At 50.3% G+C, this 13067-nt stretch carries 11 protein-coding genes; all 11 read right to left on the bottom strand.

Going from position 1 to position 13067, the window contains the following annotated elements:
* Entirely contained in the window at window positions 1-1770 is a 1770-nt protein-coding gene (locus tag PD282_RS13725; protein ID WP_274651239.1) for a cache domain-containing sensor histidine kinase, read from the bottom strand.
* Between the two features lie 74 nt (window positions 1771-1844).
* Window positions 1845-2675: a carbohydrate ABC transporter permease gene (locus tag PD282_RS13720; RefSeq protein ID WP_274651238.1), complete on the bottom strand. Its 831-nt coding sequence runs from the start codon at window positions 2673-2675 to the stop codon at window positions 1845-1847.
* Between the two features lie 21 nt (window positions 2676-2696).
* On the bottom strand, window positions 2697-3572 hold the full coding sequence (locus PD282_RS13715) for a carbohydrate ABC transporter permease (protein WP_274651237.1): 876 nt from the start codon (window positions 3570-3572) through the stop codon (window positions 2697-2699).
* Window positions 3573-3791: 219 nt separating this feature from the next.
* On the bottom strand, window positions 3792-5126 hold the full coding sequence (locus tag PD282_RS13710) for an extracellular solute-binding protein (RefSeq protein ID WP_274651236.1): 1335 nt from the start codon (window positions 5124-5126) through the stop codon (window positions 3792-3794).
* Window positions 5127-5546: 420 nt separating this feature from the next.
* The gene (locus PD282_RS13705; RefSeq protein ID WP_274655211.1) at window positions 5547-6563 is read right to left on the bottom strand and encodes a glycoside hydrolase family 130 protein; all 1017 of its coding nucleotides are present in this window, start codon (window positions 6561-6563) and stop codon (window positions 5547-5549) included.
* 80 nt (window positions 6564-6643) lie between these two features.
* The gene (locus PD282_RS13700; RefSeq protein WP_274651235.1) at window positions 6644-6772 is read right to left on the bottom strand and encodes a hypothetical protein; all 129 of its coding nucleotides are present in this window, start codon (window positions 6770-6772) and stop codon (window positions 6644-6646) included.
* Between the two features lie 396 nt (window positions 6773-7168).
* Window positions 7169-8779, bottom strand: a complete 1611-nt coding sequence (locus PD282_RS13695; RefSeq protein ID WP_274651234.1) for an extracellular solute-binding protein — start codon at window positions 8777-8779, stop codon at window positions 7169-7171.
* 84 nt (window positions 8780-8863) lie between these two features.
* Window positions 8864-9724, bottom strand: a complete 861-nt coding sequence (locus PD282_RS13690) for a carbohydrate ABC transporter permease (RefSeq protein WP_274651233.1) — start codon at window positions 9722-9724, stop codon at window positions 8864-8866.
* A 13-nt stretch (window positions 9725-9737) separates the two neighbouring features.
* The gene (locus tag PD282_RS13685; RefSeq protein WP_420832293.1) at window positions 9738-10706 is read right to left on the bottom strand and encodes an ABC transporter permease; all 969 of its coding nucleotides are present in this window, start codon (window positions 10704-10706) and stop codon (window positions 9738-9740) included.
* Window positions 10707-10778: 72 nt separating this feature from the next.
* Window positions 10779-11876, bottom strand: a complete 1098-nt coding sequence (locus tag PD282_RS13680) for a Gfo/Idh/MocA family protein (protein ID WP_274651232.1) — start codon at window positions 11874-11876, stop codon at window positions 10779-10781.
* Between the two features lie 17 nt (window positions 11877-11893).
* Window positions 11894-13051, bottom strand: a complete 1158-nt coding sequence (locus PD282_RS13675) for a Gfo/Idh/MocA family protein (protein WP_274651231.1) — start codon at window positions 13049-13051, stop codon at window positions 11894-11896.
* Window positions 13052-13067: the final 16 nt, after the last annotated feature.

Genomic DNA, 13067 nt, shown 5'->3' with positions numbered 1-13067 from the left:
TTAATCCCCCTCCTGGGTATGCGGAATCCTGAGTCTAATCCACGCTCCGTCGCCGGAAGACTGGACGACTTCCAGTCCGTAGCCCTCCCCGAAAAAGATCGACAGCCGCTCGTGAATGTTGCCCATCGCCCCGACAATGCCGTCGCTGCTTCGCCGCAGCGATGCGCGCACCGATTCCGCGTCAGCAGTGCTCAAGCCGCGTCCGTTATCCCGCACATCAATCCAGATTTCGCCCTGTTCGGCAGCATAGCACCTCACCGCAATCGTATTGACCGGCTTGCTGCGATCCCAGCCATGCTTGAGGAAGTTTTCCACAAGCGGTTGAATCGACGCTTTAAGCGTGATCGCTCCCGCCACATCCGCATCGGTGAAGAGCGAATAGCTTAGCTTGCTGCCGAGCCGCCGCTGCTGCAGATATAAATACGAACGAACCCATTCCAGCTCTTCCAAAATGGTCGTCCGGTATCGGCCGTTGTTCAGAGAAGAGCGGAAAAAACGCGACAGCATCTCGATGAGCTGGCTGGATCGGGAGGCTTTCTCCAGGCGCGCGGTCCAGCGGATCATATCCAGCGTATTGTACAGAAAATGCGGGTCCATCTGATTCTGCAGCAGCTTTAGCTCCGATTCTCGCTCCCGCAGCTCCAGCTTGTATTTATGCTCGACCAGCTCCTGAATGGTGAACACCATATCGTTGAATTTACGGTTGAGCTCGGCAATCTCGTCATTCGACTCAATCGGTACGCGAGCGCTGAAGTCGCCCAGTTTAACCCGATTGGTCTCCCGCTTCAGACGCAGGATCGGTCTGATGATCGTGTAATGAAACCGGATCAGAGCAATGACGGCGAGCGCGAGAATCGAAGCCAAAATCACGGCGGTAAGCACTTTTAGCCCGCGGGTCTCCTCATTCACGATCGATTCGGGCACCATGGCTACAATTTGCCAATCCGTTTTTTCCATCGTGCGGTAAAAGGTAAGATAGCGTGCCTTGCCGATCGTTAACGTTGACGCACTGCCGCCTTCGGTCCGCAGCTTGCGCAGAAGCTTCCCATCCGGACGGAAACCGCCCGGCAAATGCTCCGGCTGAAGGATGGTTTCGCCGTTTTCGTCCAGCACGTACAGGAAGCTCTTTTCCTTGAATACGCCGCTTTTAAGCAAGTTCTCGATGCTGGATTCGTCCAGTCTGATCACCAGCCGGCCGAGCGGCTTCGTGGTTTCGCTGTACGAATTAAGCACCCGGAACAGCGAGATCAGCCGTTCGCTGCCGCCCCAGTCGCTGTCCAGCGTATAGGCAGCGCTCCAGACGATGCCGCCCTTGCGGTTGTCGGCCCGGTGCAGCCATGCCGATTCGTCTCCGTTAAAGGGTTCGCCCATCTCGATGGAGCTGCCGTTGAAGCCGGTGATGCTGATGGATTTAATATAGTCTTTAGACATGAGTTGAAACGTCAAAAAGCCTGCGATGTTCTGCTTGCGGATTTCCGCCTCATTCCGTCCGAGGGGAGGGGAAGTGCGCAGAAAATTCCTCATGTCCGGACTCAGGATCAGATAGTCGGCAATATCCTCCACCAGGGCGGTTTCTTCCTCAAGCTGGTTGATGACCGTATCCAGACCTCGCTTGGTGGAGCCTATAAACTGATCCCGCAGCACCTCGTTAAACCAATATTGGACCAGCACGCCAACCCCGATCGTCGGCAGGATTACGAACAGTAAGAAAATGACCAATGCCTTCTGCATCAGCCCGACGCTTCTCCACCCTCTGTAGTTCCACCGCATGATACAGACTCCTCTTGTAAACCTGCCGGAAAACAGCGCACGTCCTCGGCCGCTTCCGGCCCGCCCATAACGACTTATCCTTTGACGGAGCCTGCGGTCATCCCGTTGACAAGCTGTTTTTGCAGCATAAGATAGAAAATGATAATGGGCACAAGCGCAATCGTGAGCGCAGCCATCTGCAGCGTCAGGCTTGCCGTCTCCACGCCCGTAAAATTGGCCAAGCCGAGCGGCAGCGTCTTCAGCTCGGACGATGTGATCAACACGAGCGCAAACAAGTATTCATTCCAGTTATAGATGAAATTCAGGATGACGACCGTGGCGATTGCCGGCCGCGTAATCGGCAGGATGATCGACCAGAAAATGCGAAATATACCCGCGCCGTCCATAACGCCGGATTCCTCCATATCCTTCGGGAACCCGCGCATGAAGCCTTCCAATATAAAAATGGTGAGCGACAAGTGAAAGGCCGTGTAAGGCAAAATGAGCGACCACCGCGTATCCAGTAAATGGATATGCCGCATAATCAAAAAAATCGGAATCAGCGTTGCATGAATCGGAACGAGCATGCCGAGCAGAAACGCTCCGTAGGTTACGCCCCGCAGCCTGAACTGGAAGCGCGACAGAAAGTAAGACGCGAGCGCACCCAGGATGACTGTGACAATCAGCGAAGCAAAGGTGATGATGAGACTGTTCAGGAAGTAGGTGCTCATATTGGCGACTTCCCAGGCCTTCTCGTAGTTCGAAAAATGCAGCACGGTAGGCAGGGCGAACGGTTTGGCGGCATATTCCGGCTCCGATTTGAACGAATCGACAATCATCCAGAATATCGGAAATATATTAAGAATAGCGAAAACGCTTAAAAATGTGTAGATCAGTATCTTGACAGAAATCGATTTTTTTTCCATAACCGGATCATCCTCCTTTCTTCAGTCCTTCTTATCTCTGCCTATCCAGTTCACGATGCCTACAACAATCAGACTGAAAATCAGAATTAGAACGGCTGCGGCGCTGCCGTACCCGAAGCGCATATTGACGAACGCGTTGTTGTACATGTAGATGGTCATGACTTCGGAAGCGTGAGCCGGACCGCCGCCGGTCATAATCTGAATCAGATCGAAGACGCGGAACGAATTGCTGATGCTGTAGACTACTGCAACCATCAGCGTGGTCTTAAGCATCGGGATGGTGATGCGCATGACTCTTCGCAGTCCGGTCGCGCCGTCCAATTCGGCCGCTTCGTTCACCTCGGCCGGAATATTTTGCAGCGCTGCGAGAAAAATAACCATATAGAGCCCGCAGTTTTGCCAAATATACGCCGCTCCGAGCGCAAACATCGACAATCCGGGCGTGCCGAGCCAGTTATGCTTCCAGCTGTCCAGCCCAATCAAACCGAGGAAGCCGTTCAGCATGCCGTATTCGGTATTGTAGACCATCCCCCAGATAATGGAGACCATAACCGACGAGATGACGACGGGCAGAAACCCGACCGTACGGAAGAAATTGACGCCCTTCATCTTGCGGTTCAGCAGCAGCGCCAGCAGCAGGCCAAGCGGAATTTGTCCGACCAGGCCGGTCAGCATAATGATGACGTTGTTTTTGACGGAGAGCCAGAAAATATGATCCTTCAAAATCTGCTGGTAGTTATGCAGACCTGTGAAGGTCATGTCGGTGATGCCGTCCCATCTTGAAAATGAATAGTACACAGACAGCCCGATGGGCAAAATCGCGACGCCAAGGTAGATGATCAGCGCCGGCAGCAGCCCGATAAATATAGCGAATCGGGTGCCTTTCAACGTATGCATAAATCCCTCTCCTTCTGTCCTACCGTCCCGCTCGTAAAGAAGAAAACCCGTTGCTCGTTGCTGCGGGTTTTCTTCGGCTTACCTATAGGGGGCGGGGATGACCAGGTCATCTGGTTGGCGGACGATTGCTGTACAGGCGGTCCGAAGACCGCCGATATCTTTGTTTCTTGCGATATTCCAAAAAGTATTCCTTCAGCAAGCGCTTGGCTTCAAGCGGTCTTACTTCATATTGTCAACGGCCTCCTGTGTTTCCTTGGCCACCTGCTCCGGCGTCTCTCCGCCGACTGTGATCGCCTGTATGCCGTTCTCGAACACGTCGTTAACCTGCGTCGGAATGATGCTGTCGAATACCGGCGCGGTGCCGTGGCTCGTCAGTTCCATCATTTCTTTCAGATACGGGCTGGCGTCGGACGGAATGTCTACCTTCGCGGGAACTACGATCCCTTTGCTGATCAGTTCCTTGTACAGATCCTCGTTGACGAAAAATTTCATGAACTCCATTGCCGCTTTTTGCTTCTCGTCGCTCAGGCCGCTTTTGATGCCAATGCCGTATTGCACGACTCCTGCGCTCTTCTTCGGGTCGCCTTTGCCGCCCGGCACGCTCGGGAACAGCGCAATACCGAATTTGTCGCCGTCCGGGTTGGTGATGCGCACGCGTCCGTCAACGGTCGAGGAGGAAATATGCATTGCGGCCTTGCCTTGAATGAAGTAATCCTGTGCTTGTACGGAGTCCATATTGTTGGCGTCCGTATTGAAGGCTTTCAGATTGGTCAATTGGTCGATGACATCCAGCGCTTTGATGTAGTCCGGATCGGTGAATTTCGCCTTTCCGTCCAGCACATTTTGCAGGAAGTCGTCCCCTGTGAAACGGTCCCCGATCGCCGACATATAAGAGGATTCTAGAGGCCACTTTTCCTTGTTGCCGAGTGAAATCGGCGTTATGCCCGCCGCTTTCAGCTTTTTCACCACATCGTAAAAGCCGTCGAGCGTATCGGGGAACGAATTGTAACCGACCTTGGCGAACATTTCCTTGTTGTAGTAAACAATATCGACGAACGTCTGCTTGGTCGGAATGGCGTATTGCTTGCCGCCTTCATTAAAGCCCGCCAGCGCATCCTCGGGCAGCAGCGACTTCCAGTTGTCCATTTCGCTGTCGATTGGCATGAGCAGATTGCCGGCTACGAGCGGCTGGAGATCCGCGCCCGGCCACAGCACGTCGATGTCTGCGAGATTGTTGCCGGCCGCGAGCGTTTTGAGCTTGGTTTTATAATCCCCCGACGGAACGGCATCCTGCTTGATGACAATTTCCGGATGCTCCTTCTCGAACTCGGCAATCCTCGCTTTGTACACCTCGTTGTCCACATTGGGCGACGTCCACGGATGCATCATCGTCAGCGTGACGGTGCTCGGCTTGTCCGAGCCCGCGTTGCCGTCGCTCCCGCTATTGCCGCTGCTTCCGCATGCGGCCAGGCTTAGCGCAATGACCGAAAGGGAACCGGCGAGAAACGTTTTCTTCAGCTTGCTGGATATTTGGTATGATGGCTTGACTTTCAAACGAACCCCTCTTTTCCGGATAGTATTGAGACAGCCGAGCGTCTAACGATCAACCATGAAACCTCAGCCGTCTACCAACATGTGACAGAATTGCTGTCACTTAAACGTTGTTTAAATTAAGTTTACCTGTCGTTTCAATTATGTAGTATCCAGAAATACAGTGGTTTTATCCGATTTTTTTAAGTTTCTTGACAAAAGCTTAAATTATCCGATCCTTCATTGAAGGACAAACAACAATGATATCCCATATAATTGACGTATGTATGACATAGAAGGTGGTTTTTGTAAGGTTTTTCGGATAGCGGCACATAAGCGGCATTTACGAAGCAAGAGGAGGTGAAAAAGCGATGGAAAGCGCCGTCCGAGTCGTCATAAAAGGCGACGACTCGGACGGCGCAATGCGGCAGCTGCCGTATCGCGTTACTGCGGTTCGTTCAAAATGTAATCGACCAGTTCGTTCAGCGGCACGGTGGCGAGCGCGATCGCCGTATCGGTGACGCCGTAATAAATATACAGCAGGCCATCCTTCACCACATTGCCCGTCGGGAAGATGACGTTCGGGATTTGGAAGCCGAATTTCTCATAGTACGTTTCCGGCTCCATAATGAAATTGCGGGTTCTGGCAATGATTTTTTCCGGATTTTCCAGGTCCAGCAGCATGGCTCCGACCCGGTAAACAGTATCCTTGTCTACGCCGTGATACAGCACCAACCAGCCCTTATCGGTGCGTACGGGCGGCGTCGAACCGCCGATTTTCTTGAATTCCCAGTCCACCTCCTGCGCCTTGGCGAGCAGCTTCGGCTCCTCCCAATGGATCAGATCGTCGGAATAGGTAATCCACATCGCCGCCTTCTCGGTACCGTACGCCTCTCCAACATACTCCTCCGGCCGGCGCAGCAGCACGTATTTGCCGCCGATCTTCTCCGGAAAAAGAATGTTGTCACGATCGTTGATGTCCAGCGGCGTCGTATTAGTAAGAAATTCCCAGTTAATCAAATCCTTGGACGTCAAAATACCGGAACGGGTCAGCCAGTGGCCTTCCTCCTCTCCCCAGCCGTCCGGATAGGTCGGCACGGAGCGCTCGGGAATGCCCGCGCCGGTCGGATAATAGCTCATCGCACATGGACGCAGCGCGTAGTTCAGATAGAAGGTGTCATCGATTTTGACGATGCGCGGGTCCTGTACGCTGCCGTAAGGAAATCCGAGCATGTCCGGGGTTACGATGGGCTCATCCTTGACATGGGTGAAATGGACGCCGTCCTCGCTCTCCAGCAGGCCGAGAAAATTTTTACACGGCGTAAGCGAACCGGCCGTTCGCTCGATCATGTAAAACTTGCCGCCGTCGATGATGACTGCGGGATTGAATACCGTCACTTTGCGCCATTCAAATAGCCCCGGCACGACAATCGGGTTTTCCGGGTGTCTTTTAATGTTCAGCTTCATGCTCACATCTCCCGTAATGAAGTTTAGACATTTCGATTTACTCTCGATTTCGACACTTTTTGTTTGCCTTACAGTCATGCGCTTAACTCGTTCCACATCGGCGGATCGAACGCCGGCTTATTTGAGGAAATCGCTTGGACGGGAATGCTTACCCCTTCCGCCGATACTTCCGCCAGCAGCTCGGACACGACTAACTCTTCCATTATAACGAAGCGCCGTCTCACTTTCATATCCGACAAATTTAAGAAAACGTCCGAATATTGCCGATTTCTTCATGCTTGAATGACTCAGAATAAGCTGGACGCGCGTTCCGGCGTCCGTCTCGACCGATCCGTCCGGATAGGACAGCTCGGCAGGCGCCGATTGGGCTTCGCCTGCCTTTTCCCCCATCGCAGCCAAAGGCAGCGATCGTTCCGAAAGCGCCCTGGCCCCATCCGCCGCGCCAACAGCATCGCCGTGCAGGAGATCGTATCAGAACCCACCGGCGGGATGCATCTGAGCTGGCGAGCTTACGCCGGTCCTGCCTTCATGTTCATAAAAAAAGTGGACATCCCGTTTTCATAACGGATGTCCACAAAGGTCCAATTTGCAAGGCTTAATTATTTACTATTCTGATCCTTGTAATTCTTTATATATTCGTCTTGAACGGCCTTGCCGCCCTGATCCATGTACTGTTGAACCAATGATTTGTACAGGCTATCGACATCGGCTGGTTTAGCAACAATGAGTTTTGCGAGCATTTGTGCTGAAAGATTTGTAAGCGCTGAGTTGTATTTTGCATCGGCTGTGTTCGGTAATGCATAGTGGTACGTAGTATAATAGCCCGTCAAAGCGACCTTTAAAGCATTCTCTACCTCATTTTCATAACCAGGATATCCAGCGGAAATAGCCGCAGTATTCTTCTTCGGATCTCCCAGTTCGATACCGTTTGAAAGGATGTCATAATCGAGGTTGTTTGCAACCGTCATCATTTTTTCGCCGGAATTTGTTGTTCCTGTCTGTTTTGGAACACCATTCACCATGTTGTAGTCTACGCCTTCCTGACCGTTCTGGAGGAAGAGGGTTACCTTGGGGTCAGCCATCCAGTTGAGGTATTGTATGGCAAGGTCAACATTCTTGCTTGATTTAGGGATGATGATATACATGCCATTTGGGCCGTACCCGTACTTCGGATGCTTGCCTGCATCGTTCTGCCAAGGATCGATTGGAATAAGCTGGGCACCAGGCACGTTCTTTAAAAGGTTGGTAAGGGTGCCGGGAGCCGTCCTGTACGGACCATCCCAGTTCGTCGTGAATGCTCCGACCTTACCATTGGAAATATCTGCGTCCCTAAGTTTTCCATCCTTGTCCGTTGCGAAGTTCGGGCTGACCAAGCCTGCATTATACATTTTGTTCATGTATTCAACCGCTTTATCAAACCCAGGCATACTCCAGTTTGCCGACCAGCTGGCATACGGCTGAAGTGTAGCAAACTGTTCTTCCGTAAGGTTGGACGGTCTAAAGGCTTCCGGGATAAAGTCCAACCCGGGGTTTGCAGGCTGCAGAGCATAACCATAAGGAATGACTCCGCTTACATTTCCAGGGTTCTTCTCTTTGAAGGCAACCATGGTGTCATAGAACTGTTCCGGTGTCGTAGGAACAGGAAGACCCAGTTTATCGAGCCAGTCTTTACGGATAAACGTATTATCACTTGCGAGAACCGTCCTCTTGCCCGGTACGGCATACTGCTTGCCATCAAATTTACCGTACTTTAAAACATCATCGCCAAGATACTTGGTAAGCGTAGGTCCGTATTGCTGGAGAGCCGAGTCAAGATCTGCCAAACCACCCTGCTGGACATAATTATAAACAACACCCTGGTTGTAAGTGTAGGAAATGTCAGGTGCCTGGCCGGCTGCCATCAATACGTTCAGCTTGTCCACTTCCTGGGATCTTGGAACTGTAACGTAGTTCACGGTGACATTAAACTGCTTGCCGAAATTATCGTTGACATACTTGGTCCAGTAGTTATTATTCAAATCCGGCTGCCCAGGTTTGCCTCTGTCGAATACTTCGACCGTTAATGTTCGATGTGCTTTTGTATTGCCTGATCCTGATGTACCTTCATTTTGTGTGCCGCTTGAACTCTTACCCTGACAGGCGGCCAATGTTGAGGCAATTGTTAACGCTGCCAAAGAAACAGAAATCAATCTTTGTGCCTTTGCCTTCAAAGAAATCACTCCCCTTGTTGATATTTAGCAATTATTTATATAAATCCGTGAAAAAGATTTCATCATCTCTTTCACGTACTTATATCAGCCTTTCACGGCGCCAATCATAATGCCGGATACAAAGTATTTCTGGAGCCACGGATACACGAGAAGAATCGGAACCGTGCCAAACATAATACTTGCCGACTTTAATGCCTCTGAAGGAAGATTTACGTTGACATTCTCGCCGGACATTTGCTGCGAAATATTGATCACGTTATACAGCTTAAGCTGTATCGTATACAAATGCTCGTCTGTAATGTAGAAAAGAGCATCCTGAAAATAATTCCATCTGTATACGGCATAGAGCAGGCTGATTGTGGCAAGTGCCGGCTTGGAAAGCGGAAGCACAACCTTAAGCAAAATCTGCAGATCGTTGCATCCGTCCAGGCGCGCAGCTTCCTCCAGACTATCAGGAATGCTTTGGAAGAACGATTTCAGTATGATCATATAATAGACGCTCATCATACCCGGAAGAATCAGTGCCCATGGCGTGTTCAATAGGCTTAGATTCTTTACGTTCAAATAATCCGGAATCAATCCGCCGCTAAAATACATGGTAAACAGCATCACTAACAATAAAACATTTCTGCCCTTGAGTCTTTTTTTAGTCAGTGGGTACGCTGCCAATATGGTAACGGTCAATGAGAGGAGTACAAATACAACCGTCAGGATTACCGTATAGACCAAGGAGTACAACATGCCGGCATCCCCGAATACAACTTTATAGGCTTCTAAATTAAAGTCGATCGGATAAATGGTAACAGCCTGAGATATAATCGCCTTATTAGAGCTAAGGGATTCCGAAAGAATATAAAGAAATGGAACCAGGCAGATAAAAACCGCAATTAAAATAACAAATGCTGCCGTAAAGTCAACCAGTCTATTTTTTAACGTATGTGACATGGTCAGTACCTCCTCACCAAATTCCGTTTTCGCCTAATTTACGGGTAATAAAATTAGAGCTTAACAGGAATATTAAGCAAATAACGGACTGGAACAGTCCGACAGCTGCACCGACTGAAAAGTTCGCCGATTGAATACCTACACGATAAACATAGGTACTGATAACGTCGCCAAAATCCATAACCAGGTTGTTTTGAAGGTTGAATGGACGGTCGAAGTTAATCGCCATCAGATTGCCGATCTGCAGAATCAGAAGGATCACAATGGTTGGTCTGATCCCTGGCAGCGTAATATGCCATATCTTCCTAAATCGACCGGCTCCATCTGAATCTGCAGCTTCATACAGCTGCCTGTCAATTCCCGTCATGGCAGCAAGGTACAAAATGGTACCCCAGCCTGCGTTCTGCCATACTCCAACCAAAGAATAAGTTGCAACCCATGCATATTTGTTCGTGAGAAAAGGAACCGATTCACTGCCCAAATGGGTAAGCAAGGAGTTAAACATTCCCGTAGGAGAAAGCAACTGTGTAACAATGCCGCCAATAATAACCCAGGAAAGGAAATGCGGCAGATACAGGATAGTCTGGCTTATTTTTTTAAACTTATTCCATACCAGTTCATTAATTAAAATCGCCAAAATGATTGGCGCTGGAAATCCCACAATCAAATCCAAACCGTTAAGCACCAGCGTGTTTCGAACAACTTGATAAAATTGGGGTGATGAAAAAATTTGCTTGAACGTTGCAAAATCATTCCACGGACTCAAGCTGACGCCCTGAAAAATGTTGTAATCCTTAAAAGCAATTTGTATGCCGTACATGGGTACATATTTAAATACCACGATATATAAAACCGGAATAAGCAGCATCAGGTAAAGCACGAAATCCATTCTTATATAGTAAAACAATCCTTTCTTTTTTTGCACCGGCTCTTGAACGACATCTTTTTTTTCCAAAGCAACACTATTCTTCGCTGCTTGCATAAACTACAACCTCCATTCTACTAACTCCTTCGAGCAAACCGCGGACGGTCTCGGTCTCCCGTTACGGAAATATTATTGGCTCACGTTTTGCCCTACGCCTTCAATCAGTTTGGCATCGCGCTGCGCCAGCAGGCAAAGCTCGGCCGCTTTAAAGGCGTGCTCCTGCGTCATCGCAATCTCCGTACGGTTTAAACAGTCCAGAATCAGTTCTCCGAAAAACGGATATCCGATCTTCCCTGTTACGTCGAAATGATACTCCCCCTCATGATTAACGAGGTATACGTGTCCGCCGCCCTTTTCTCTCGCTATATCCACGTATTTGCGCAATTCGATATAACCATCGGTGCCCAAAATAATCGTACGGCCGTCTCCCCATGTGCTGAGGCCGTTCGGCGTGAACCAATCGACGCGGAAATATCCCGTGGAACCGTTGTTGCCCACCAAGTTGCAATCGCCGAAATCCTCAAACGTCGGAAATTGCTTGTGGTTATAATTAGCCACCTGGCTGTTCACCACTTTTGCGTCCTTGGAACCTGTATAATACAAAAATTGCTCACATTGATGGCTGCCGATATCGCAAAGAATACCGCCGAATTGCTCGCGGTTAAAAAACCAATCCGGTCTTGACGGCACGTTGATCCGGTGCGGGCCGTATCCGCTCACCTGCAGAACACGCCCGATGGCGCCCTGCTCGATCAATTGTCCTGCATAAACCGCGCTTTCCACGTGCAACCGCTCACTGTAATAAACCGCATATTTCAGGCCGGTTTCCGCAGCTTTTTGCCGGGCCTGTTCCAGCTGCGTTAACGTCGTTAACGGCGCCTTGTCCGTAAAGTAATCCTTTCCGTGCGACATGACGCGCATTCCCAGGGCACAACGTTCCGACGTGATGGCCGCGCCGGCAACCAGTTTCACATTCGGATCCTGCAGAACCTCCTGTTCGGATCTTGCCGCCTTGACTCCCGGGTAGGTTTGAATGAATTTTTCCACCTTGGCCGGGTCCGGGTCGTATACCCATTTCAGTTGTCCGCCTGCTTCGATAAGTCCGTTGCACATTCCGAAAATGTGCCCGTGATCAAGCCCGATCGCCGCAAATGGAAATTCTCCCTTTTCACAAACCGGGGCCGGTTTTCCTTTCGGGGCGTAATTCATACCGTCTTGTGTTTGCATCGCATTCATCCCCTGTTTCATTTATAATCGCTGCCAAGCGTAATATCGTTTTTCGAAAAGGAAACGACCGAAGCGGTCTTTTCGTAAAAATGCGGAGCGTTCGCCAGCAAGCTGTCTCTCGAATAGAACAGGCTGTCTTTCGTTAAAGGCAGGCTTACGGTTTTGCCTGTAGCCGCCGATTCATAGATAGCCGTGATCAGCTCAAGCGTTTTGCGTCCTTCTCGGCCGTCAATGAGCACCTCCAGCGATCCGCTTGCGATCGCTTTCATTACGTCGTCGATTTGTCCGGCATGGCCGGTAAAAGGAAGGTCCGCCATGCTGTTATACGTAGCCTCAAGCTCCTCCTCGAGCTCGGTGTTCCGAATCGGAAATCCGTTTTCCTTCGAGGTGGATGCATAAACCTTCCAGGGTGCTGAAATTCTCGCCTTTTCCCCTTGGAATATGAGCTGCTGCTCCTGTCCATGATGCACAACTGAGCTTGTAATTTGCGCCAAGCCTCCGCTGCCGTAAGAAAGAATGGCGATGGAGATGTCCTCGACTTCCGCGTTATCATGCGACGTGTTGCTCATGACCGCATGGACTTTTTCCGGCATTCCCATCATCCACTGCAGCATGTCGATGTGATGAACGGCGTGGTTCAACGTACAGCCGCCGCCTTCTTTTTCCCAAGTGCCCCTCCACCACAAATCGTAATAGGAGTGCCCTCTCCACCAGTGGGAATCAACCTGCGCATGAACGATTTTGCCTAATTTTCCGGTGTCGAGCGTGCGCTTCAGCTTCATGATCGGATCCCTGAACCGGTTTTGCCCGATGACGGATAAAATGCGTTTCGACTCGGAAGCCGCTTCCAGCATGCGATCGCACTCTTCCAAGGAAGAAGACATCGGCTTCTCTACCAATACATGCTTTCCGGCTCGCAAAAAGTCGATCGCGATTTGAGCATGCGTATATGGCGGGGTGCAGATCGACACCAGATCGATATCGCTGTCCAGCAGCTCTCGGTAGTCTTGTTCAACTCTACAGTCGAGCTGAAATTTCTCTTTATTCTGGACTGCCTTTTCCTCGTAAATGTCACATAACGCTACGACTTGACATCTTCCTTTAAACGACGAAACATAGGCATCCAAATGCGAATTTGCGATACCGCCGGTTCCGATAACGGCTACTTTAATCATCGACATTCGCTCCTTG

Source organism: Paenibacillus humicola, from assembly GCF_028826105.1.
GTDB lineage: Bacteria > Bacillota > Bacilli > Paenibacillales > Paenibacillaceae > Paenibacillus_Z > Paenibacillus_Z humicola.
This window is presented reverse-complemented; position numbering and strand designations above follow the sequence as displayed.

Bases quoted from the DNA above. Each gene is read 5' to 3' on its own strand.
- PD282_RS13725 (WP_274651239.1), bottom strand. From the start codon at position 1,770: ATGCGGTGGAACTACAGAGGGTGGAGAAGCGTCGGGCTGATGCAGAAG.
- PD282_RS13720 (WP_274651238.1), bottom strand. From the start codon at position 2,675: ATGGAAAAAAAATCGATTTCTGTCAAGATACTGATCTACACATTTTTA.
- PD282_RS13715 (WP_274651237.1), bottom strand. From the start codon at position 3,572: ATGCATACGTTGAAAGGCACCCGATTCGCTATATTTATCGGGCTGCTG.
- PD282_RS13700 (WP_274651235.1), bottom strand. From the start codon at position 6,772: ATGGAAGAGTTAGTCGTGTCCGAGCTGCTGGCGGAAGTATCGGCGGAA.
- PD282_RS13690 (WP_274651233.1), bottom strand. From the start codon at position 9,724: ATGTCACATACGTTAAAAAATAGACTGGTTGACTTTACGGCAGCATTT.
- PD282_RS13685 (WP_420832293.1), bottom strand. From the start codon at position 10,706: ATGCAAGCAGCGAAGAATAGTGTTGCTTTGGAAAAAAAAGATGTCGTT.
- PD282_RS13680 (WP_274651232.1), bottom strand. From the start codon at position 11,876: ATGCAAACACAAGACGGTATGAATTACGCCCCGAAAGGAAAACCGGCC.
- PD282_RS13675 (WP_274651231.1), bottom strand. From the start codon at position 13,051: ATGATTAAAGTAGCCGTTATCGGAACCGGCGGTATCGCAAATTCGCAT.